The 21685-nt window shown below is 74.5% G+C and carries 19 protein-coding genes; 13 read left to right on the forward strand and 6 right to left on the reverse strand.

Annotated elements, in window-relative coordinates:
• Positions 1-65 precede the first annotated feature (65 nt).
• Positions 66-452, reverse strand: coding sequence for a MerR family transcriptional regulator (locus AB0R04_RS31930; RefSeq protein ID WP_063350400.1), 387 nt, complete (start codon positions 450-452; stop codon positions 66-68).
• A gap of 182 nt (positions 453-634) precedes the next feature.
• Positions 635-1657: an NADP-dependent oxidoreductase gene (locus AB0R04_RS31935; RefSeq protein ID WP_363377128.1), complete on the reverse strand. Its 1023-nt coding sequence runs from the start codon at positions 1655-1657 to the stop codon at positions 635-637.
• Between the two features lie 201 nt (positions 1658-1858).
• Between AB0R04_RS31935 and AB0R04_RS31940 the strand changes: the two genes are divergently transcribed.
• A complete protein-coding gene (locus AB0R04_RS31940) occupies positions 1859-2599 on the forward strand; it encodes a PIG-L family deacetylase (RefSeq protein ID WP_363377129.1) in 741 nt (246 codons plus the stop codon).
• Between the two features lie 283 nt (positions 2600-2882).
• On the opposite strand, the gene AB0R04_RS31945 is transcribed toward AB0R04_RS31940, so the two are convergent.
• Together AB0R04_RS31945 and AB0R04_RS31950 are read right to left on the reverse strand one after the other, a co-directional pair.
• On the reverse strand, positions 2883-3077 hold the full coding sequence (locus tag AB0R04_RS31945) for a DUF1918 domain-containing protein (protein ID WP_363377130.1): 195 nt from the start codon (positions 3075-3077) through the stop codon (positions 2883-2885).
• Between the two features lie 140 nt (positions 3078-3217).
• On the reverse strand, positions 3218-3895 hold the full coding sequence (locus AB0R04_RS31950) for a TetR/AcrR family transcriptional regulator (RefSeq protein WP_363377131.1): 678 nt from the start codon (positions 3893-3895) through the stop codon (positions 3218-3220).
• Between the two features lie 369 nt (positions 3896-4264).
• On the opposite strand from AB0R04_RS31950, the gene AB0R04_RS31955 reads away from it, so the two are divergent.
• The 7 genes from AB0R04_RS31955 (at position 4265) to AB0R04_RS31985 (ending at position 13881) form a co-directional block, all read left to right on the forward strand.
• The gene (locus tag AB0R04_RS31955) at positions 4265-5062 is read left to right on the forward strand and encodes a phytanoyl-CoA dioxygenase (protein ID WP_363377132.1); all 798 of its coding nucleotides are present in this window, start codon (positions 4265-4267) and stop codon (positions 5060-5062) included.
• Positions 5063-5142: 80 nt separating this feature from the next.
• Positions 5143-5733 (forward strand): DUF6309 family protein, encoded by a 591-nt coding sequence (locus AB0R04_RS31960; protein WP_363377133.1) that lies wholly within the window; start codon positions 5143-5145, stop codon positions 5731-5733.
• Entirely contained in the window at positions 5730-10064 is a 4335-nt protein-coding gene (locus AB0R04_RS31965) for an amino acid adenylation domain-containing protein (protein WP_363377134.1), read from the forward strand. The genes AB0R04_RS31960 and AB0R04_RS31965 overlap by 4 nt, the downstream gene beginning before the upstream one ends.
• A 128-nt stretch (positions 10065-10192) precedes the next feature.
• Entirely contained in the window at positions 10193-11467 is a 1275-nt protein-coding gene (locus AB0R04_RS31970) for an aminotransferase class III-fold pyridoxal phosphate-dependent enzyme (protein ID WP_363377135.1), read from the forward strand.
• A gap of 18 nt (positions 11468-11485) precedes the next feature.
• Positions 11486-12346: a TauD/TfdA family dioxygenase gene (locus AB0R04_RS31975; RefSeq protein ID WP_363377136.1), complete on the forward strand. Its 861-nt coding sequence runs from the start codon at positions 11486-11488 to the stop codon at positions 12344-12346.
• Positions 12343-13113, forward strand: coding sequence for an SDR family oxidoreductase (locus tag AB0R04_RS31980; protein ID WP_363377137.1), 771 nt, complete (start codon positions 12343-12345; stop codon positions 13111-13113). Before AB0R04_RS31975 ends, AB0R04_RS31980 begins: the two co-directional genes overlap by 4 nt.
• A gap of 3 nt (positions 13114-13116) precedes the next feature.
• Positions 13117-13881 carry a methyltransferase domain-containing protein gene (locus AB0R04_RS31985; RefSeq protein ID WP_363377138.1) on the forward strand — a complete coding sequence of 255 codons (765 nt, stop codon included), beginning with the start codon at positions 13117-13119 and terminating at the stop codon, positions 13879-13881.
• A 76-nt stretch (positions 13882-13957) separates the two neighbouring features.
• Here the strand turns inward: AB0R04_RS31985 and cpt are convergent, their stop codons facing one another.
• Positions 13958-14524 (reverse strand): chloramphenicol phosphotransferase CPT, encoded by a 567-nt coding sequence (cpt, locus tag AB0R04_RS31990; protein WP_363377139.1) that lies wholly within the window; start codon positions 14522-14524, stop codon positions 13958-13960.
• 262 nt (positions 14525-14786) lie between these two features.
• On the opposite strand from cpt, the gene AB0R04_RS31995 reads away from it, so the two are divergent.
• From AB0R04_RS31995 to AB0R04_RS32005, 3 genes are read left to right on the forward strand one after another with little or no spacing between them, the layout of a single operon-like run.
• Positions 14787-15953 (forward strand): terpene synthase family protein, encoded by a 1167-nt coding sequence (locus AB0R04_RS31995; RefSeq protein WP_363377140.1) that lies wholly within the window; start codon positions 14787-14789, stop codon positions 15951-15953.
• The gene (locus AB0R04_RS32000) at positions 15950-17365 is read left to right on the forward strand and encodes a cytochrome P450 (protein WP_363377141.1); all 1416 of its coding nucleotides are present in this window, start codon (positions 15950-15952) and stop codon (positions 17363-17365) included. The genes AB0R04_RS31995 and AB0R04_RS32000 overlap by 4 nt, the downstream gene beginning before the upstream one ends.
• Positions 17362-18759: an FAD-binding protein gene (locus AB0R04_RS32005; protein WP_063350413.1), complete on the forward strand. Its 1398-nt coding sequence runs from the start codon at positions 17362-17364 to the stop codon at positions 18757-18759. Before AB0R04_RS32000 ends, AB0R04_RS32005 begins: the two co-directional genes overlap by 4 nt.
• 165 nt (positions 18760-18924) lie before the next feature.
• Here AB0R04_RS32005 and AB0R04_RS32010 read toward each other — a convergent pair whose 3' ends face one another.
• A complete protein-coding gene (locus AB0R04_RS32010; protein WP_363377142.1) occupies positions 18925-19149 on the reverse strand; it encodes a hypothetical protein in 225 nt (74 codons plus the stop codon).
• A 210-nt stretch (positions 19150-19359) separates the two neighbouring features.
• Between AB0R04_RS32010 and AB0R04_RS32015 the strand changes: the two genes are divergently transcribed.
• Together AB0R04_RS32015 and AB0R04_RS32020 are read left to right on the forward strand one after the other, a co-directional pair.
• Complete coding sequence (locus AB0R04_RS32015) at positions 19360-20700, forward strand: GH1 family beta-glucosidase (protein WP_363377143.1); 1341 nt, start codon at positions 19360-19362, stop codon at positions 20698-20700.
• Between the two features lie 330 nt (positions 20701-21030).
• Positions 21031-21522, forward strand: coding sequence for a hypothetical protein (locus AB0R04_RS32020; RefSeq protein WP_363377144.1), 492 nt, complete (start codon positions 21031-21033; stop codon positions 21520-21522).
• Positions 21523-21685 lie beyond the last annotated feature (163 nt).

Consider the following 21685-nt stretch of genomic DNA (forward strand, 5'->3'; position numbering starts at 1 on the left):
CCGGAACGCCGCGCCTCCCCCGTCGCGGCGTTCCGGGCGAGCCGTGTTCCGGATGGTGGACCGGGTCAGCCCGGCAGGTCCGCGCCCCCGGCGGCGACGTGCCGGGCGAGGCGCTCGCGCAGGGCGGTCAGCCGGGCGATCTCGGCGTCCAGGGCGGCGAGCCGGGCGGTGACCACCGGGGCGAAGGTCTCCAGGCCGGGGGAGTCCGAGCAGCGGCGCGGCGGCTCCTCGGTGAGCAGGTCCAGGCGGTGCGGGCGGCTGGCCAGGTCGTCGACGGTCAGCCCGACGGCCAGCAGCCGGCGGATCGCCCGCACCCGGGCGACCTCGGTCGGCCCGTACTCGCGCTGGCCCGAGGCGGACCGGGGCGGCGGCGGCAGCAGCCCCCGCTGCTCGTAGAAGCGCAGTGCCCTGGGCGTGGTGCCCGCCGCTGCCGCCGCGTCCCCGATCCGCATGGCCGTTCCTCCTCGGTGCTAGGTCCTGTCCGGTCGATCTTGGCGGATCAGCCCGCGGCGTTGGGCGCCCGGCTGGGCGTGCGCCCGAATCGTCCTCGTACTGGACGTACTTGGGCGATTCGGGCGTGCGTCCAGCCGGGATGCCCGGCGTCGCGGGCCCGGCAAGATCGGCCGGACAGGGCCTATGCGAGGTCGACGATCGTCGCCCCGAAGGTGTCCCCGTCGAACAACCTCCGCAACGCCTGCGGCGCCTGGTCGATGCCCGCCACCCGCGTCGACGGGAAGACGATCTCGCCGGTGCGCAGCCAGCCGCCGAACCGCTGCCGCCACTCGGCCTCCAGGTCCGGGTGGTCCACGCCGGTGAAGCCGCGCAGGGTCAGGCCCAGCATGATCACCCGGAAGCTGTCCACCAGAGCCGGCGAACTGCCGCCCCGCCGCTCCGGCGCCAACTGCCCGGACAGCGCGCCGACCAGGGCGAACCGGGCCCCCGGCCGGGCCGCGTCGACGGCGGCCGTCAGCTGCTCCCCGCCGACCAGGTCCAGCAGCACGTCGACGCCCTCGGGCGCGGCCTCGGCCAGCTGCGCGGCGAACGGCCGCTCGCCGCGCACCAGTACCGCGTCGTAGCCGAGTTCGGCGGTGAGCCGCTTCGCCTTGGCGGGGGAGCCGGTGGTGCCGATCACCCGGGAGGCGCCCAGCAGCCGGGCGACCTGCCCGGCCAGCGTGCCGACCGCGCCCGCCGCGCCGGTCACCAGCACCACGTCCCCCGGGCGCACCCCGGCGCTGCGGGTCAGCCCGCCGTAGGCGGCCGTGCCGGGGGAGAGCAGCGCCACCGGGTCCGGGAACCCCGGGTCGACCGGGGTGAACCCTGCGGCGTCCGCGACCACGAGGTCCCGCCACCCCCGCAGGTGGGTGACCAGGTCGCCCGGCCGAAGGGGCCCGCCCGCCGGAGCGGCCAGCACCTCCCCGAGGGCCGGCCCGTACAGCGCGTCCCCGGGCCCGATCGCCGGCAACGGCGCTCCCGTGAGCTCGCCTCCGATCAGCGTGCGCAGGCCCGGGAAGACCAGGAAGGCCCGATTGCGGACGACCACCTCGCCCGTTCCCGGCGCCGGCAACGGCTCCTCCACCACCGCGAAGTCCCCGGGCCCGGGCAACCCGCCCGGCTCGGTGACCAACCGGACGACCCGGGCCGTCGTGGGCAGCGTCATCGCAGCACTCCTCCAGAACCGACGCGGCGGCCGATCCGCCGCGGGTGCCCGGACGCTAACCCCTGACCCGTGCGTCAGGGGCAACCCCGCCGGCCCGGGAGGGTGTCCGACGGGGTGTGGGTGTGGGGGGTCTTCTAGAGTCGCCTGCGGAACGACCGTATGACCATGCGACTGTGAGCTGCACCGAGAGGGACGAGCACCATGAGTGAGCAGGCCGTCGAGCCCTACCAGCCTGTCGACGAGGACTGGCAGACCGCGCTGGCCGTCGTCGCCCACCCGGACGACATGGAGTACGGCGCCGCCGCGGCCGTCGCGCGGTGGACGTCGCAGGGCAAGAAGGTCGTCTACGTGATGGTCACCAGCGGCGAGGCCGGGATCGACTCGATGAACCCCGAGGAGTGCGGGCCGCTGCGGGAGACGGAACAGATCGCCTCGGCGCGGGTGGTCGGCGTCGACGTGGTCGAGTTCCTCGGGCACCCGGACGGGACGGTGGAGTACGGGCTGCCGCTGCGCCGCGACATCGCCCGGGCGGTGCGCCGGCACCGGCCGGACATCGTGATCACCAGCAACTTCCGCGAGACGTACGGCGGGACCGTCCCCAACCAGGCCGACCACATCGCGGTCGGGCGGGCCGCCCTGGACGCGGCTCGGGACGCCGGCAACCGGTGGGTGTTCCGGGAGCTGCTGGCCGAGGGCCACGAGCCGTGGAACGGCGTCCGGCAGGTGTGGGCGGCGGCCTCGCCGGAGTCGGGTCACGCGGTGGACACCACCGAGCACTTCGACCTGGGCGTGGCCTCGCTGGAGGAGCACAAGGCGTACCTGGCCGGGCTGGGCGGGGCGATGGCGGACGCGCGCGAGTTCCTGGAGGGGGCCGGGCGGGGAGCGGGCGGCCGGCTCGGGGTGCGGTTCGCGGTGTCGTTCGAGGTGTTCCCGCTGCGCTGAGCCGCACGGCCACCCGGCCACCCGGCTGGGCCGGCTGCCCGGCCTGGCTGCCCGGTTACTCGGTGTCGCTGCCTGCGTACACGGAGGCGAGCACCAGGACGGTCTGCCCGGGCACCGGGATGCCGCAGTTGTCGAGCAGCACGAGCAGCGCCACCGCGAGGTACCCGTAGTGGTCCAGCAGTGGCGCGAGCCCGGCGAGCGCTCCGGGCAGCGGGGGCCGCGGGGGCGGACACCGCTGCTCACCACCTCGCCCGGGTGGGGGGCGGGGCGGCGGGGGAGTCGGTCAGCGGTCCGCCGGGCGGTGCTCGATGGCGCAGTCGGGGCCGGGGTAGACCAGGCCCTCGTGGCCGTCCTCGAAGCGGACCATGTACGGCGGTTCGCCGTCGGTGCCGCGCACCTCGACGATCTCGCCCTTCTGGTCCGTCATGCCCACCGACCTGCTGTGGATGTGGAGCTGGTCACCTACCGCTGCGTGCATGGTCTGCTCCTCGGGTCGTGGCGGCCGCCTCTGCGGCCGTTCCGCCTTCCACTGTGCTGCGGCGGCGGCGGGCTCGCAACGGCGCGGGCGGGCGGGACGCGGGGGAGGGGCGGGACCCGAGGGGTGTGCGGGGACCGGTCTCAGCCGGCGGGCGGCTGCTCCGCGAGGTAGCCGCGGACCAGCCGCTTGCACTCGGCGATCAGCGCCGGATCGCCCTGCGGATCGCCGCGGAAGGCCAGCTTGAGCACCGCGTCGGCGGCCTCCAGGGCGACCCGCAGGGCGAGGGTGAGCGCCGCCGGGTCGCCGGTGGCGAACACCTCGCCGCCGAGCGCCTGGAGGCGCAGCGCGACGGCGGTGTTGTTGTCCACGCCCGGGTCGAGCAGGTGCCGGTCGTCCCGCAGCCCGGCGGGGGCGGCCGCGTCGGCGAGGCCGAAGTCGAGCTGGCCGAAGCCGGGCACCGCGCGCTTCATCGCGACGAACTCCTCCACCGCGAGGTCGGTGAACCCGGCCGGGCCGAGGGGCGCGGCGGTCGCCAGCCGCTGGTCGAGCCGCTGGAGGTAGCGGTCGAGGTTGCGGCCGGCGAGGGCGGCCAGCAGGTCCTCCTTGCCGGCGAAGAACTGGTACAGGGTGCCGATCGGCACCTGGGCGCGCTGGGCGACCTCCTTGGTGGTGAGCGCGGTGGCGCCGACCTCGTCGAGCAGCCCGGCGCAGGCGTCGAGGATCCGGCCGTACCGCTCCTGGCTGCGCTGCTGGACCGGACGGCGCCTGGTCACGGGGCCCCGCCCGGCGCTCTCGTGACTCCTGGTGTCGCCGCTCATGACGTCACTGTGCCGCATCCGCTGTGTCAGCGGCGAATCACCGGGGCGCAACGGGTCCGGAGTTTCGGGTGGGGAACGGGTCGATTGGTGGCTGGAGCTGAACGTCACGGTGGCGGGAAGGTGTCCAGGAGTCGGCGGTGGTCTTGTGGTGGACACGATCAACGGTTCATACTCCTCAGCGGACTACCTTGCGTGATCAACTCGTGCCCTTTCGTGGTGAACGTGTGTCAGCTGTGGCGACGACGGACGAACCCGGCGCCACCCGAGGTCTGGATGATCCCGTGCGTTTCATAGAACCCGAACCTGTTCAGGTCCGATCCGCCGTGCCCGACTGTGCGACCCGTCATCCGGAAGGAGGGGGCCGGTTCGGTGACGCAGACTTCCGGAGGGCGTAAGGCCCTAGACACCGAGCAACACCGCCAGTTCCTGGAGTCCGGATACCTGGTCCTGCCCGGCCTGGTGCCGGAGCCGCTCGGGGCCAGGCTCGCCCCCGAGGTGGACCGCTGGGTGGACGAGGGCCTACGGGCCCGCTCGATCGCCGCCTGCACCGACCCCGCCCGGCACGGCCCGCCCCCGGTGCTGGAGCTGGAACTGCCGGCCCACGGCGAACTCCTCACCCACCCACCGCTGTTACGGACGCTGTCCGGTCTGATGGGGCCGTCCTTCGTCTTCCACCACCTGCACAGCGACCGCCAGGCCCCGGGGATCCCCGGCAAGGCCTGGCACCACGACTGCGAGCCCAACGACCGCGCCGACCCGTCGCTGCTGATGGTCCACGCGCTGCACTACCTCGGCGGCCTGGACGAGAAGGTCGGCAGCCTGGCCGTCCTGCCCGGCTCGCACCGTCGTACCGTCGGGAAGACGGCGTACGCCCACCACGGCACCGCCGAACTGCCCGGCGAGGTGGTCATCGACCGGCTGCCGCCCGGCTCCACGGTGCTGCTCAACTCGGCGCTGTTCCACACCCGCAGACCGGCGCCGGACGGCCCGGGCAGGCCCCGGTACTTCATCGACGCGTCCTACTGCCAGGTGGGGGCGCGCTGGCGCCCGGTGAAGCCGCACTGGCGGCTGATGCTCGCCCGGGCCCGTGAACTCGGCCTGGCGGAGGGCCGGTGGCCGGAGCTGTTCGCGGAACGGCACTTCACCGAGTACGTCGGAACCGCCTGACCGGAACTGTCCGGCGAGAACTGTCCGGCGAGAACCGTCTGATCGGAACAGCCTGATCGGAACTGTCTGAGGAGCACCGCGTGGAGATCGTCACCGCCGTCGCCTACGCCGAGGTCCACCACGCCTACCTGCGGGACCACCCGGCGGAGCGCACCCACGAGGCGAACAGCAACCGGGACGGCGAGGAGAACGTCGAACGCGCCGGCCGGATCCCCGGCGGCTGGTGGCGCGTCCGGCTCTCGCGCTCGGACGTCCTCGGCGTCGTCCTGCCCTGGCACCTGAGCGAGGGCGGCGCGCGCGAACTCGTGCCCCGCTCCGGCCTGACGGTGGCCGAGGCGGCCGTGCGCATCCGCTCCGACGAGGCCGCCTGGTCGGCCGCGAACCCGGTCTGCGCCGCCAAGCTCCGGTTGCTGCGGTGGGCCCCGTTCACCCCCGTCTACCTGAGCACCGGCGCGGTCGACCACTCCGACTACACGGACCTGCTGGTCCGGGAGGGACTGATCCACATCGACGGCCTGCACCGCATGCTGGCCTGGGAGCTGGCCGGACGCCTGCCCGACCGGCCCCGCCTGGACGCGTTCCTCGCGGGTGACCCCCGGCTCGTGGACCCGCACGCGACCGGGTCGGTCCGCGCCGGGCGGGCGGCCCGGACGGGAGGCGAGCCGGAGTGACCTTCGCGACGCAGCACGTCCGGTCCACACCGTCCACGCCGTCGACGCTGCCAAACCAGGCCGCATCGTCCGCCCGGTCGCTGTCCGGGTTCCTGTTACGGCTCGCCCGGGAGCACCCGGACCGGACCGCCCTGACCGACGGCGACCGCACCCTCGACTACCGCACCCTCGACGCCGCGGCGGGCCGGATCGCGGCCCGGCTGGCCGCGTCCGGCACCGGCCCGGGCGACCGGGTCGCCCTGCTCGGGCCCCGGGACGCCCGCATGCTGGTGCTGCTGCACGGCGTGCTGCGCTCGGGCGCGGCGGCGGTGATGGCCGACCCGGACTGGTCGCCGGCCGATCTCGCCCGGCGGCTGGCGGCCGTCCGGATCGGCCGGGTGCTCAGCACAGAGGCGGCCTTCCCCGGGCCGGAGGGCCATCCGGCCGAGGTGGTGGACGTCGACCGGCTGGCCGGGCCCGAGGGCCTGCCCGACGCACCGGGCGGCGCGCTCGGTACGACCGGTGACCTCATGCTCTGCGGGGCCGAGGAGCTGATGCTCGGTGCGGCCGAGGACCCCGCATACCTGTCCTTCACCTCGGGGTCCAGCGGTGAGCCCAAGGCGGTGGCCGTCACCCACGCCAACGCGGTGCACTACGCGCGGGCGCTGGCCGACCGGCTGGGCTTCACCGAGGCCGACGCCCCGTGCGTCGCGCACGTCACCACGCTGGCCGCCGACCTCGGCCACACCGCCTGGCTGCTGGCCCTCGCGGTCGGCGGTTCGGTGCACGTGGTGCCGGACGGCGAGGTGCGGGACCCGGAGGCGTTCTGGGCGTCGCTGCGGCGCGCCGGGGTGTCCGTGCTGAAGACCACCCCCTCGCACCTGACCGTCCTGCTGGAGGGCCGGCCCGGCGACGCCCCGCCCCTGCACACCGTGCTGCTCGGGGGTGAGGCGCTGCCGCGCCCGCTCGCGGCCGCCCTGCTCGACACCGGCGTCACCGCCCGGCTGGTCAACCACTACGGCCCGACCGAGACGACCGTCGGCGCCACCTGCTTCCTCGCCGCCACCGCCCGCCAGCTGCCGGCCGAGGAGCCGACCGTCCCGATCGGCACCGGGATCGGCGAGGTGCGGCTCGCCCTGCTGGACGGCGACGGGCGGCCGGTGCCCGACGGTACGGTGGGGGAGCTGCTGATCGGCGGCCGGGGCGTCAGCGCCGGCTACTTCGGCCGGCCCGCCGAGACGGCGCGCGGCTTCGTCCGCCACGACGGTGAACGCATGTACCGCACCGGCGACTTGTGCCGCCGCCGGGCGGACGGGAGCCTGGTCTTCCTCGGCCGGGTGGACCGCCAGGTCAAGATCCGGGGCTACCGGGTCGACCTCGCCGAGATCGAGCGGGCGATGGACGACTTCCCGGGCGTCGCCCGGTCCGCGGTGCTGGTCCGGGAGACCGCCGTGGGGAACCAACTCCTGGCCGCCGTACGGTTGTCGGCCGACGGCGCCGGGCTGGCCGGGATCGGCTCCTACCTGCGCGACCGGCTGCCCGGCTACTCCGTGCCGCAGCCGATCCTGACCCTGCCGGAGTTCCCGGTCGGGCCGAACGGCAAGCTCGACCGGGAGCGGCTGGCCGAGCTGGTCGCCGAGCTGGTCGAGGCCCGGGCGGAGTCGGGGCCGCCCTCGGACGGGGACGCGCTGGCCCGGTCGATCGCCGGGTTCTGGGCGGCCGCGCTGGGCCTGCCCGGGGTCGGGCCGCACACCGACGTGCTGGACCTCGGCGGGGACTCCATCCTCGCCATGCGCACCGTCGCCTTCCTGCGCCGGTCGGGCCTGCGCGTCCACTACGACGACTTCTACCGGCACCCGACCGCGCACGGCCTGGCCGCTGCCGCCGCAGCCGTACCGGTTCCGGCCGCCGCTCCGGCCGGGCGGACCGGAGGCGGCGATCGGGGGAGTCAACTCGCCCCCGCCCAACGGTGGTTGTACCGCCAGAAGGCCGTCGACGACCTGCGGCACTGGAACCAGTCCGTCCTGCTGCGCTGCCGGACGGCCGTCGACCCGGCCGCGCTCTCGGCCGCCCTCGCGGCCGTCCTGGAACGCCACCCGGCGCTGCGGCGGCCCGTCTCGCCGGAGGGCTACGACGCACCCCGGCCGGTGGCCGACCTCGACCCGCTGTCCTTCTCCCGGATCCCGCGCGGGACGGCTCCTATCGCCGAGACCGTCGCCGGGGTCTGCACCGAACTCCACCGCAGCCTCGACCCGTTGGCCGGCCGGCTGCTGCGCGCCCACCTGTTCACCGGCCCGCCCGGCACCGACGACCGGCTCGCCCTGATCGCGCACCACCTGGTGGTCGACGGGCTGTCCTGGCGCATCCTGCTGGACGACCTCGCCCACGCCTACCGGGCGGTGCTCGACCAGAAGCCGGCCGACCTGCCGCCGACCCCGGACTTCTACCAGTGGGCCGCCGCCGCGCCGCCGCCCTCGGCGTCGGTGTCGCCTTCTCCGGAGCCCGCGCCGGAATCCGCTTCTCCGGAATCCGCGCCGGAGTCCGTGGTCCGCGCGCAGCCGGTGGCCGTCGGCTGGACGCTCGACGAGGACGGCACCGCCCGGCTGGTCGGCCGCCACGGCGGCGGGACGGGCCTGGAGGCCTTCCTGCTGGCCGCCTTCGCCGACGCCGTGACCGGCTGGAGCGGCCACCCGCGGCTGCCCGTCGAGGTGGAGACCCACGGCCGGGACACCGCCGGCGATCCGGGCGAATTCCTGGACACCGTCGGCTGGTTCACCGCCGTCAAGCGGCTGGTGGTCGAGGCGTCGGCCGGTCCCGAGGGGGCCGCGCAGCGCCTGCGCGAGGCCCCCGTCCAGGCGATGGACGCACCCGGCACCCGCCCCGCCGCCGGGTTCAACTTCCTCGGCACCTTCCGGCTGCCCGACGAGCCCGCACTGGACTGGACCGTCGCGGACGAGCAGGCCGGAGTGGCCCGTTGCACCGGCGGAGACCCGCTGTACGACCTGCGGCTCACCGCCCGCATCGTGGAGAACCGGCTGGTCGCCGACCTGGTGTACGGGTGGCCCGGCCTGCCGCACCCCGCCGCCGAGCGGATCGTCGCCGCGTTCGCCGAGACGGTGGCCACCGAGGCCGGTGCCGAGGCCGGTGTCGGTGCCGGTACCGGCACCCGGCCCGTCCGGGCGCCGCTGTCGACCTCCGGCCAACTGCTCCACCCCGGCACCCGGGCACCCGCCGTACCGGCAGCCCGCACCACGGTGCGCGAACCCGCCCGGGTGCTGCTCACCGGCGCCACCGGCTACCTGGGGCGGCACCTGCTCGACGCCTTCGTCCAGCGGGGCGCCCACGTCACCTGCCTGGTCCGGGCCGAGCACGACGCCGGCGCCGTCCGGCGATTGGGCGCGGGCGTCGGCGCGGGCGCGGGCGCAGACGACGGCCGGATCCAGGTCGTCGCCGGGGACATCGACCGGGAGGGGCTGGGCCTGTCCCCGGCCGGACTGGCGTGGGCCCGGGGCGCGCAGCTCGTCGTGCACGCCGCCGCGGACGTCCGGCTGGTGGCCTCGCCCGACGACCTGGAGCGGACCAACCACACCGCGGTGCGGCGGCTGCTCGGCTGGATCGACGAGCACGCCCCGGCGGCCCGCGTCCACCACGTCTCCACGCTCGCCGTCGCGGGCGGCGTGGACGGCCCGCCCCGCCGCTTCAGCGAGGCCGACCTGCGGATCGGCCAGCACTTCCGCACCCCGTACGAGCGGACCAAGTTCGCCGCCGAGCAGACCGTCCGCGCCTGGGCGGCCACCGGGCGGGCCGCCTACCTGTACCGCAGCGGCCACATCGCGGCGCACAGCCGGACCGGCGCCTTCCAGGCCAACATCGGCGACAACCGGATCTACCAGCTGATCCGCGGCTACCTGCTGGCCGGCGCCGCCCCGCGCCGGCCGCGCACCACCTACGCGTTCTCCTACGTCGACACCGTGGCCGCCGGGATCGCCGCGATCGCGCTGGACCCGTACGCCGCGCCCGGCGCCTACCACGTCGAGAGCCCGCACGAGACGCCGCACGACGAACTCGTCCGCTGGCTCGCCGGCCACGGCCACCCCGTCCGGCTCACCGACGACGAGGCCTTCGCGGCGGCGATCGCCCGGGCCGAACGCGACCACCCGACGGCGGCGGGGCTGGCCGCCGCGTGGTCCCTCCAGGAGGAGCGCAACGTCCTCGTGGACCGCGCGTACACCGCCTCCGTGCTGGACCGGCTGGGCGTCCGGTTCGCCGAGCCCACCCCGCAGTGGTGGTCGGCCGCGCTCACCCGGGCCGCCGAGGCCGGCTACCTGCCGCCCGTCGCGCCGCCGCACTGACCCCCGCCCGCCGCACCGACCCCCGTCCGCCGTACCGATCCGTCCGCCGCGCCGGCGCCCCGTGAGCCGCGCCCCGTGAGCCGAGCCCCCACCGACCCGTACCCCCAGACCCATGGAAGGCGGACCTCGTGTCCCAGCTGTCCCCGGTGCTCAAGCAGGCCACCTCCGTCGTCGCCACCCGCGGCGAAGGGCTCCACCTCTTCGACGCCGACGGCCGCCGCTACCTCGACTTCACCTCCGGCGTGGGGGTGACCAGCACCGGCCACTGCCACCCGCGCGTGGTCGAGGCGGTGCGCGAGCAGGCCGGCCGGCTGATCCACGGCCAGTACACCACCGTGCTGCACGACCCCCTGCTCACCCTCACCGAGCGGCTCGGCGAGGTGCTGCCGCCCGGCCTGGACTCGCTGTTCTACGCCACCGCCGGCACCGAGGCGGTGGAGGCGGCTCTGCGGCTCGCCCGGCACGCCACCGGCCGGCAGAACGTGATCGTCTTCGAGGGCTCCTTCCACGGCCGCACCATGGGCGCGGCCGCGCTCACCACGGCCGGCAGCCGCTTCCGCGCGGGCATCGGCCCGGTGATGCCCGGTGTCGCGGTGGCGCCGTTCCCCGACGCCTTCCGGCTCGGCCTGAGCCTCGGGCTGAGCGAGGCGCAGGCCGTGGAGCACGCCCTGCGCGGGCTCGACCAGGTGCTCGCGACCGTCAGCGCCCCCGCCGAGACCGCCGCGATGTTCGTCGAACCGGTGCTCGGCGAGGGCGGCTACGTGCCCGCGCCCGCCGGGTTCCTCGCCGGGCTGCGCGAGCGCGCCGACCGGCACGGCATCCTGCTGGTCGTCGACGAGATCCAGACCGGCTTCGGCCGCACCGGCCGGTTCTGGGCCCACCTGCACCACGAGGGCGTGGTGCCCGACGTCCTGATCACCGCCAAGGGCCTGGCCAGCGGCTTCCCGCTGTCCGCGATCGCCGCGCCGACCGACCTGATGCGGCGGGCCTGGCCCGGCTCGCAGGGCGGCACCTACGGCGGCAACCCGGTGGCCTGCGCCGCCGCGCTGGCCACGCTGGACGTCATCCGGGACGAGCAGCTGGTCGACAACGCCGCCGAGCAGGGGTCGCGGCTGTTGGACGGCCTGCGGGCGGTCGCCGCCGGAGCGCCGGGCGTCGCCGACGTCCGGGGCCTCGGGCTGATGATCGGCAACGAGTTCTGCCACCCGGACGGCTCCCCGGACCCGGACACCGCCAAGCGCGCCCAGCAGGCGGCGGCCGACCTCGGCCTGCTGCTGCTGATCTGCGGCGTCCACCTGAACGTGGTCAGGATGATTCCGGCGCTGACCGTCACGGCCGGGCAGGTCGACGAGGCGCTGGCGCTCTGGTCCAAGGCGGTGGCGGCGGCCGCCGCCCAGCGGTAGAGAGGAGTGGTTCCGCACATGTACGACGACACGGTGTCCGAAATCGGCTGGAGCAGCGAGGAGTTGGAGGCGCGGCGGGAGCAGTGGTCGCTCCCGCTCGACGAGGGTGAGCGACAACTGCTCTGGGCGGACGCGCGGGCCGAGCGGTGGGGCGCGGCCGAGCCGGTCCGGGCGAAGCTGCGCGCGCTCGTCCAGGGCGGCGCCCGCTCCGTCGGCGTCGCCCACGTCACCGGGCTGATGGATCCGACCGCCCCGGAGGAGGAGGTCGCGGCCGCCCTGTCCTTCCTGCTGCGGGACTTCGGCGAGATCGTCCCGCAGAACGGGCGTGGCGACCTCACCCAGGTGCTGCGCGACCAGGACGGCGACGGCAACACCGAGCTCGGCTTCCACTGCGACACCTGCGACCTGCTCGTCCTGCTCTGCATCCAACCCGCCTACAACGGTGGGGGGTTGACCAAGCTGGCGAGCGCGCGGCACGTCTACGACCTGATCAAGCGGGAGCGGCCGGACGCCCTCGCCACCCTCACCGAGGAGTGGACCTTCGACCGGACCGGACGGGCCGGGCCCCAGGTCGTGGTCTCCCCGATCTTCTACACCCAGAAGGACGGGACCATCGCCTGCTACTACCAGACGCGCACCGTCCGCTCGTCCCCGGACCGCGGCGGCCCGCCGCTGACGGACCGTCAGTGGGACGCGCTCGGCGTGCTCGACGAGGTGCTCTACCGGCCCGAGATCGCCTTCGGCCTCCCGATGGCCGCCGGAGACCTGCTGATCATCCGCAACAGCCGGGTCCTGCACGGGCGTTCGGCCTACGTGGACGAGCCGGCGCCCAACTCCCGGCGGATGCTGCGGATCTGGATGAACACGGAGGACATGTGACCGGGAGCGTGCAGGCACCGCACGGGCGGACCGCCGTCGTCACCGGCGGCGGCAGCGGGCTCGGCCGGGCCGTGTCCCTGGCGCTGCTGGGCGCCGGCTGGTCCGTCGCACTGGCCGGGCGGCGCAAGGGCGCCCTCCAGGAGACCATCGCCCTCGCCGACGTCGACCCCGCCCGGGTGCTGGCCGTCCCGACCGACATCCGCCAACCGGAGGAGGTCGCGGCCCTGTTCGACGCCGTCCGCGACCGCTTCGGCCGGGTCGACCTGCTGTTCAACAACGCCGGCGCCGCCGCCCCGCGCCGACCCATCACCGAGACCCCGTTCGAGGACTGGAACCGCGTCCTGGACACCATCGTCACCGGCGGCTTCCTCTGCGCCCGCGAGGCCTTCCGGGTGATGAGCGCCCAGTCCCCGCAGGGCGGGCGCATCATCAACAACGGCGCGCCGTCCGCCCACGTCCCGCGGCCCAACTCCATCGCCTACACGGCCGCCAAGCACGCCGTCCTCGGCCTCACCAAGGTGCTCTCCCTGGACGGCCGCGCGCACGGCATCGCGGTCGGCCAGATCGACGTCGGCAACGTCACCCCGGTCGACGGCGGCCCGCAGCCCGCCGCCATGCAGGCGGACGGCACGATGGCGGTCGAGGCGACCATCCCGGTGGAACGCTTCACCGAGGCCGTCCTGCTGATGGCCTCGATGCCGCCGGACACCAACGTCCAGTCCCTGACCGTCCTGCCCACCACCATGCCGTACGTCGGGAGGGGCTGAACAGTGCTGGTCAGCGCACGTTCCTTCGACGAGTACCGCGCGATGTTCGCGCTCACCGACGGCGACCTCGCCCCCGGCCGGCGCATCCTGGACTGCCCGGGCGGCGCGGCCGCCTTCACGGCCGAGGCCGGCCGGCGCGGCGTCGACGCGGTGGCCGTCGACCGCGAGTACGCCCACCACCGGGAGGACCTCGGCGCCCTCGTCGAACGGGAGACCCGGCACAAGCGCGACCAACTGGTCGAGAACGCCTCGGACTTCGTCTGGACGTGGCACGGCGACCCGGACAGTCTCACCCGCCTGCGGATCGACAGCGCCCGCGACTTCCGGGCCGACATCGCCGCCCGCCCGGACCGCTACGTCGCCGGCTCACTGCCCGAACTCCCGTTCGCCGACGACTCCTTCGACCTGGTGCTCAGCTCGCACCTGCTCTTCTCCTACGGCAACCGGCTGGACGGGGACTTCCACCTGGCGGCCCTCCTGGAACTCGCCCGGATCGCCCGCCGCGAAGTCCGGCTCTTCCCGGTCATGGTGTACGACACCGGCGTCCGCTACGGGGAGCTGGACGGGCTGCGCCACCACCTGGACGCCCTCGGGATCCCGAGCCACGTGGAGCGGGTGGACTACGAATTCCAGCCCGGCGACAACGAGTTGCTCGTGCTGTCGTGCGCCGACTACCGGCCGCTGGCGCGGGCCGGGGCGCCGGGAGCCGATGCGTCGGTGCCGGGCGCCGCCGACCCGGTGCGGTGGCGGCACCGGGAGAACTCCTGACATCAGGCCCGAGTCTCAGCCCTGAGCCTGACCGACGCCGAGTCTGCGTCGGCCAGGCCCAGGGCCCGGCCCCGGGTCACCCGCCGACGGGGGCGGATCCGGCGGCGTCGCCTCCGAGGTGGGCGGCAATCCTCCGCGCGCACTCCAGCGACTCGGTGCGCGAGGTGTCCACCTCCAGGTCGTAGCGCACGCCCTGGTGGACCAGCTCCGCCTGCGAAGCGGCCATCCCCAGGATCCGGTTCCCCCGGGCGAGCTCCCGGCCGGTGGCCACCGCCACCTCGCAGCGGACCCCGACCCACAGCACCTCCAGTCCCACGAGCGCCTTCTCCCACCGGAGTTGGGACTCCGCCCGGCCGAGGAAGACCTCGTCGACGATCACCCGCGCGCCCGCCCCCGCCATGGTCGCGACCCCCGCGATCCACGCCGCCTGCAAGGCCTGGAACTTCGACCCGACGCTCACCCCGCCGTCGGCCGCGAAACCGATGCCCCCGTCCGTATCGTGCAGGGACGCGGGCATCGCCTCGATCAGCGTGTCGACCCCGACCGTCAGCCAGGGCTCCGGCAGCACCGCCTGAAGACACCGGGCGATCCCGGACTTGCCCGAGCTGGAACCACCGTTCAGCACAATCACCTGAGTCGCCATCCCGCCACCGTAGCGACCCCGGCGCCATGTCCCAACCGGATATCGGACGCCCGGCGAGAGCCTGGCCGCCGACGGGTGGGGCGCGTCGGGAGGGGCCGGGCGGCACGCGAGGAACAGTCACGGTCCGTGTCGACGTGGTGACGGCGCGATCACTCGTGCGGGGGAAAAGCGATGGTTGCGCTTTGAACAGTCGCGGTGGCTGGCCAGACTGGTCCTTCTCCGACCGGCCGGTCGGAGGTGGTGAGCGAGGGGGAGCACGGGCATGGGCGTTTCGTCGTACCGCGGCATGTGTGGCCTCGCCGCCGAGCACCCCGGAGGCCCGGACCTCCTCGCGGGAGTCGCCAGACCGGCGCCCCACGGCGAGGCCGGCGCCCTCCGCCGCGACGTCGGGGCGTGGCTGGTGGCGAGCGGGGTGCTCGGCGGTGACGTCCAAGGGTTCCTGGCGCAGGGCCACCTGGACCTGGTGGCGGAGGCGTGGGGCGACGTCCCCCGGGGGCCGCGGCTGGTCGCGGCGGCGAAGTGGCTGGTGCTCACCTGGATCCTCGACGACCGCTTCGACGACCAGTGGATCGGCCGGCCCGTCACGGCGGCCCGGCGGACCGTCCGGGCGCTCACGGACGTCCTGGACGGTGGTTCGGGCGGCGGTTCGGATGGCGTTCTGGGTGGTCTTCTGGACGGCGTTCCGGGCGGTGGCTCGGATGGTGCCTCGGACGGCGGCTGGGATGGCGTCGAGCCGCCCGGCGACGCACTCGTCGAGGCGTTCGCGGTGCTGTGGCGGGAGACGGTCGAGCTGACGCCGCCGCAGTGGCGGGCGCGCTACGCGGCGTACTTCCGCGCGTACCTGGACACCTCGCTCGGCTACCTCGACGAGGCCTCGCTCCGCGAAGCGCCCTTCCGCGACGCCGCCTTCCGCGACGCGCCCTTCCGCGACACCCCTTTCCACGACCTCGGGGCCGCCGCCCCGGCCGGCGCCGTGCAGACGGTCCCCGAGTACCTGCGCCGACGGGACCAGGACGGCGCCGTGTCGTGCGCGGCGGGGTGGATCGAACTCGCCCACGGCCTGGACCTCGCCGACGAGGTGTTCCGGCACCCGAGAGTGGCGGACCTGCTGATGCGCTTCAACCACGTCGTCTGCTGGGTCAACGACCTCTACTCCGCCGAGGGGGAGTCCGCCGCCGGGAACGGCAAGAACCTGCTGCGCTCGTTCACCGTCCACGAGGGCCTGGCCCCCCAAGAGGCGTCGGCCCGGCTCGGGGCGCTGTGCGAGGCCGAGTCGACGACGCTGGAGTTCCTGGCGGACGGCATCGCCCGCGACCCGTCGTCGCCCGGCGAGGTCCGGGCCTTCGCCCTCGGGCTGGTCCGCTTCACCCGCGCGCTCATCCACTGGACGGCGACGGCCGCCCGCTACCGTACGGAGTCACCGCGATGATCCCCCGTCCGCCCGGCGGCCTGCCGCTGCTCGGGCACCTGGTGCCGTTCCTGCGCGACCCGCTGGCGTTCCTGCGTTCCCTGCCCCGGTACGGCGGCCTCGTCCAGATCAGACTGGGGCCGGTCTCCGCGGTGGTGGTCTGCGACCTGGAGCTGACCCGGCACGTCCTGCGCGAGGACCGGGTCTTCGACAAGGGCGGGTTCCTGTTCGAACGGGTCCGCGACTTCGCCGGCAACGGCCTGGTGACCTGCCCCCACGCCGACCACCGCCGCCAGCGCCGCTACGTCCAGCCCGCCTTCCGCGCCGACCGGATCGCGCGGTACACCGAGGTGATGGCCCGGGAAGCCCGACGGCTGGCCGGGTCCTGGAACGATGGGCAGGAGGTCGACATCACCGCCGAGTTGAGCCTGGCCGCCGGGCGCAGCCTGGTCTCGACCCTGTTCACCCGGCTGCCGTTCACCGGCCTCCAGGAGACCGTCGACGACTTCGTGCTGCTGATCGGCGGCTCCTACCGGCGCATGCTGCTGCCCCACCGGCTCAACCGGATCCCGCTGCCGGCCAACCGCCGCTACGACGCCGCCCGCACCCGGCTGGTGCGCCTGGTCGACGAGGTCGTCACCGCCTACCGCGCGGATCCGGAGGACCGGGGCGACCTGGTGTCGACGCTGGTGGCCGCCGACGCGGGCGGGCAGGCGCTCTCCAACGCGGAGGTCACCGACCAGGTGATGACGATCTTCGCCGCCGGCTTCGACACCATCGCCAACTCCACCGTGTGGGCCCTGCACCTGCTCGCCCAGCACCCGGACATCGCCGATCGGGTCCGGGCCGAGGTGGACGCGGCCCGCGTGGACGCGGTCGGGGTGAACGTGCCCGGGGCGAACGCGCCCGAGGCTGACGCGCTCGGAGTGGACAGGGCCGAGGCCGGCGCCACCACGGCGGCCGGCACGTCGCCGAGCGTGGACGGGCTGGAACTCACCACCCGGGTCGTCCGCGAGGCCGTCCGGCTGTACTCCCCGGGCTGGCTGCTCACCCGCGTCACCAGCACCGACACCGAACTCGGCGCGCACCGCCTGCCCGAGGGCACCTCGGTCATCTACAGCCCCTACCTGCTCCACCGCCAGCCCGCCCTGTTCCCCGAGCCCGACCGCTTCGACCCCGAGCGGTGGGTGGGCGTCCACCCGCAGCGCGGCCCGTTCATCGGCTTCGGCGCGGGACCGCGCCGCTGCGTCGGCGAGCAGTTCGGCATGACCGAGTCCGTCCTGCTGCTCGCCACGATCATGCGGGCCTGGCACCTGGAGCACGTCCCCGGCCGGACCGTCCGCGAGATGCCGCTCGCCACGCTGCGCCCCGGCCCGGTATGGATGCGCGCGACCCGCCGTGACGGCCTCGTCCGCACCGGGGCCGCCGGGTGAGCACGGCCCTCGTCCTCGGCGGCGGCCTGGCCGGCACGCTGGCGGCCGCCGCCCTGGCGCCGCACGCCCGGAGCGTCACCGTTCTCGAACAGGACGTCCTGCCCGTCCTGCCCGGCCCGCGCCGGGGCCTGCCGCAGGGCGAGTTCAGCCACATCCTGCTCGGCGGCGGCGCGGACGCCGTCGAGGAGGTCCTGCCCGGAACGCTCGACGCCCTGCTCGCCGCCGGCGCCCACTACCGCTCGATCCCCGCCGGCCTGCTGATGCGCCTCGGGCCGGGCTGGCTCCAGGGCTTCGACTCGCCGGCCTACCTGATCGCGTGCAGCCGGCACCTGCTCGACCACGTCGTCCGGCGGCGGCTGCGCGAGCAGGCGAACGTGACGGTCCGCGAACGCACCTCCGTCCTCGGCCTGGTGGGCGGCCCGGGCCGGATCGTCGGGGTCCACATCGAGAACCCGGACGGATCGCGGGAGACCCTGCGGGCCGACCTGGTCGTCGACGCGACCGGCCGCCGCTCCCGCGCCCCGGAGTGGCTGCGCGCCCTGGGGGTCGAGGGACTGTGCGAGGAGACGGTGGACGCCGGACTCGCCTACGCCGCCCGGGTGTTCGAGACGCCGGGCGGAAACGAGGGCTTCCCGGTGGTGAGCATCGTGCCCGTCCCGGGGCGCGGCCGGCCCGGTCGGGGCGCCACCATCATCCCGATCGAGGACGGGCGCTGGATCGTCACGCTCTCCGGCACCCGTGGCGGCGAACCCGCCCGGGGCGAGCGGGAGTTCCACGACTTCCTGAAGGCGCTGGACCACCCGGTCGTCCACGACCTCGCCCGCGCCGCCCGCCCGCTCGGCCCGATCCGCACCTGCCACGGGACGCTGAACCGCCGGCGCCGCTACGAATGCTACGAGGGCGGCCAGTTGGCCGGGTTCGCCGCCACCGGCGACGCGGTGGCGGCGCTGAACCCGGTGTACGGGCACGGCATGACGGTCGCCGCCCAGTGCGCCGCCGCCATCCGCGCCGCCGTCGACAGCGAAGGCCTGCACCCGGGGGTGAGCGCACTGATCCAACGGCGGATCGCCAGGGTCGTCGACACGCCCTGGGACATGGCCAAGGACCAGGACGAGGGCTTCCCGGACGCGCTGTCGAGCCACCCCGCCACCGCCGCCGGGCCCGCCGCGGTGTTCACCCGCTGGTACACCCGCCGGGTGCTGGGCGCGGCCCTCACCGACCCCGCCGTCTCGGCCGCCTACTTCGAGGTGTTCTCCCTCGCCGCCAGACCCGCCCGGCTGGCCAGACCCGCGGTGGCCCTCGGCGCACTGCGACCCCGGCGCGCCCACCCGCCGACCGCCGGCCAGGCGATCGCCCGCTTCCCGGGGGTGGCCGCACTGGCCGGGCCGTACTGACCGGCCTGGCCGGCCGGAACCGCCCAACCTCCCGCTCCCGCGCTCCTGTTCACGCCGTTGCCGTCGACGCGGCCCTCGAACGCCCAGGTCCTGTCCCGCCAAGATCGGTCGGACAGACCTGGGGCCCGTCTTCAGGTGGATCCCAGGGCGACCTGACGGCTTCGGTCACCGGGCGGCCGCGGCCATCGCCTCGCGAACGGTGATCAGGCATGGATCGCAGTAACGGTCCGGGCCCGCCGACTCCTCGACGCCCGCAGCCGGCGCGACGCGCTGGGCGGGTTCGAGGAAGCGTCCGCACAGGGACGTCGACGAGTCGTTCTTCGTCACCACGTGCCACACCACGGCCGGCGGTGACACCGCCGGGTCGTGCTCGGCCCACATCTCGTACACGGTAGCCTCCCGAATCGCTGGGGCCCGGTCACCCCATGCAACCCCCCTCCCCGGCGGTCGGCCACCGGACGGGGCCCGGTGGGATGGCGCGCGGACGGTCGGGGCGTGCGGGTGGCGGCTGTTCCCTTGTGGTGGTGGCCGGTTGCCCCTGGCGTTTCGGTGTCGCGCCAGTAACATGAGTTCCCCTCACGTTCACGTCAGGAGGCAGTCATGCCGGACCGCTACGACCTGCCGACGGGGTTCCGCTGGGGCGCCGCCACCGCCGCCTACCAGATCGAGGGGGCGGTGGCGGAGGACGGCCGCGGGCCCTCCGTCTGGGACACCTTCGCCGCCCGCCCCGGCGCCGTCCGCGACGGCCACACGGGCGCGGTGGCCTGCGACCACTACCACCGGTACCCCGAGGACATCGCGCTGATGAAGGACCTCGGGCTGGACGGCTACCGCTTCTCCATCTCCTGGCCCCGCGTGCTCCCCACCGGCGCGGGCACCGTCAACCCCGCCGGACTCGCCTTCTACGACCGCCTGGTGGACGCGTTGTTGGAGTCGGGCATCACCCCGCTCCCCACCCTCTTCCACTGGGACCTCCCGCAAGGCCTGGAAGACAACGGCGGCTGGCTGAACCGCGACACCGCGTACCGCTTCGCCGAGTACGCCACCGTCATGGCCGACCGCCTCGGCGACCGCGTCCCCGCCTGGATCACCCTCAACGAGCCCTTCGTCCACACCGTCTTCGGCTACGCCCTCGGCACCCACGCCCCCGGCCGCACCCTGATGCTGGAGGCCCTCCCGGCCGCCCACCACCAACTCCTCGCCCACGGCCTGGCCGCGTCCCTGCTCCACGACCGCGGCCTGGAGGTGATGCTCTCCAACAACCTCACCCCCGTCGAGCCGGCCACCTCCTCCGACGCCGACCTCGCCGCCGCCCAGGCCTACGACGCCCTGCACAACCGCCTGTTCACCGACCCCGTCCTCCTCGGCCGCTACCCCGACCTCTCCGCCCTGGGCGTCCCCGACGACCTCTACGGCGCCCTCCACCCCGGCGACACCGACCTCATCCACACCCCCGGCCTCGACGGCCTCGGCCTCAACTTCTACAACCCCACCCGCATCGCCGCCCCCACCGAACCGGGCCTCCCCTTCACCCTCGTCGACATCCCCGACGTCCCCCACACCGCCTTCGGCTGGCCCGTCGTCCCCGACGCCCTCACCACCCTCCTTCTTCACCTCCGCGACACCTACGGCAAAGCCCTCCCACCCATCACCATCACCGAGAACGGCTGCTCCGTCACCGAGTCCACCACCCCCGACCAACCCCGCATCGACTTCATGTCCGCCCACCTCGATGCCCTCGCCGCCGCCACCGCCGAAGGCCTCGACATCCGCGGCTACTACACCTGGTCCCTCCTCGACAACTACGAATGGGCCGAGGGCTACCACCAGCGCTTCGGCCTCATCCACGTCGACTTCGCGACGCAGAAGCGCACCCCGAAGGCCTCCTACACCTGGTACCGCGACCTGATTGCCAGTCACCAGGTGAAATTTGGACGTTAGTTGCGAGCTGCGCGAGGGGTGCGAGTCAGGATCGCGACTGGGAAGGAAGCGACTGGCGAAATGCGAACCCGTAGCCGAGTACCCCGCGCTCGGCGGTGATGACAGGGTGTCCGATAGGTCGGACGGTCTTCGCCAGCGGTTCGGCCGGGGGCCGCGGCGGCCCCCGGCCCGTCGATCGCGCCCGTCCCGGCTCCGAGTATCGTCTGATCCTTGACGGCAATGGGAACTCCGCCCGCCTCCGGGCGCCGTCGCTTGTCCTCACCACCCGTGCCATCGGGTGACTACGAATGGTGAGGATTCCGGTCGACCGACACACCAGGGAGGGCCCTGATGGCGGACAGCGAGCACGAGGACGGCGATGCGAACCCCTCGGAACTGCCGGCGCTGCGACTGAAGCTCTACGTCGAGTCGCTCCAGGTCCTGATGCCCGAGCGGCAGTTCAAGCTTCTGATGGACGTCCTGCGCGGCTATGCCGAGCTCGGCGGTGGGCGGATCGCGATGAAGCTGGACGACGAGGAGCGGGAGCTGTTCACACCTGCGGTGCAGCGCGAACTGCTCGTTCTCCTCGGCCTCATCGGTGCCCTGACACCCGGGCACGAGGACCGCGCCGACCGTGTGGTGGCCGACCTCGGCGACGGGGAGTGGGCCAAGGAGGTCATGTCGCTCGTACCGCTGGAGGTCGCCTCCGACCCGGCCCGACTGCGGGAAATGCGCGACCGGCTTGACGCCGCTGAGGGCCGGCGGGCGAGCGACCGCGCGACGGTCGAGGGAATCGCAGAGGCGAGCGGGATGGCGGGGGCAGAAGAGACCGGGCCCTCCTGACTCTCGACGTCAGCGCGGTCGGCCGCATGATCCGTCCGCGTGTACCGCGGCCCGAACACCTACTCAGAACGAGCCAGTAGTGAGAGCGATACCCCAGGAATCCGAAGCAATCGCGAGCACGGGGGTTCGTGGCCCCGCGACCTACGACCTCGTGATCAGTCGC

Origin of the sequence: Kitasatospora sp. NPDC056731 (assembly GCF_040687675.1) — a bacterium.
Lineage (GTDB): Bacteria > Actinomycetota > Actinomycetes > Streptomycetales > Streptomycetaceae > Kitasatospora.

What these genes read in the sequence shown, in the direction of transcription:
- AB0R04_RS31930 (WP_063350400.1), bottom strand. Translation starts at nt 452, where the DNA reads ATGCGGATCGGGGACGCGGCGGCAGCGGCGGGCACCACGCCCAGGGCA.
- AB0R04_RS31935 (WP_363377128.1), bottom strand. Translation starts at nt 1,657, where the DNA reads ATGACGCTGCCCACGACGGCCCGGGTCGTCCGGTTGGTCACCGAGCCG.
- AB0R04_RS31940 (WP_363377129.1), top strand. Translation starts at nt 1,859, where the DNA reads ATGAGTGAGCAGGCCGTCGAGCCCTACCAGCCTGTCGACGAGGACTGG.
- AB0R04_RS31945 (WP_363377130.1), bottom strand. Translation starts at nt 3,077, where the DNA reads ATGCACGCAGCGGTAGGTGACCAGCTCCACATCCACAGCAGGTCGGTG.
- AB0R04_RS31950 (WP_363377131.1), bottom strand. Translation starts at nt 3,895, where the DNA reads ATGAGCGGCGACACCAGGAGTCACGAGAGCGCCGGGCGGGGCCCCGTG.
- AB0R04_RS31975 (WP_363377136.1), top strand. Translation starts at nt 11,486, where the DNA reads ATGTACGACGACACGGTGTCCGAAATCGGCTGGAGCAGCGAGGAGTTG.
- cpt (WP_363377139.1), bottom strand. Translation starts at nt 14,524, where the DNA reads ATGGCGACTCAGGTGATTGTGCTGAACGGTGGTTCCAGCTCGGGCAAG.
- AB0R04_RS31995 (WP_363377140.1), top strand. Translation starts at nt 14,787, where the DNA reads ATGGGCGTTTCGTCGTACCGCGGCATGTGTGGCCTCGCCGCCGAGCAC.
- AB0R04_RS32000 (WP_363377141.1), top strand. Translation starts at nt 15,950, where the DNA reads ATGATCCCCCGTCCGCCCGGCGGCCTGCCGCTGCTCGGGCACCTGGTG.
- AB0R04_RS32015 (WP_363377143.1), top strand. Translation starts at nt 19,360, where the DNA reads ATGCCGGACCGCTACGACCTGCCGACGGGGTTCCGCTGGGGCGCCGCC.
- AB0R04_RS32020 (WP_363377144.1), top strand. Translation starts at nt 21,031, where the DNA reads ATGGCGGACAGCGAGCACGAGGACGGCGATGCGAACCCCTCGGAACTG.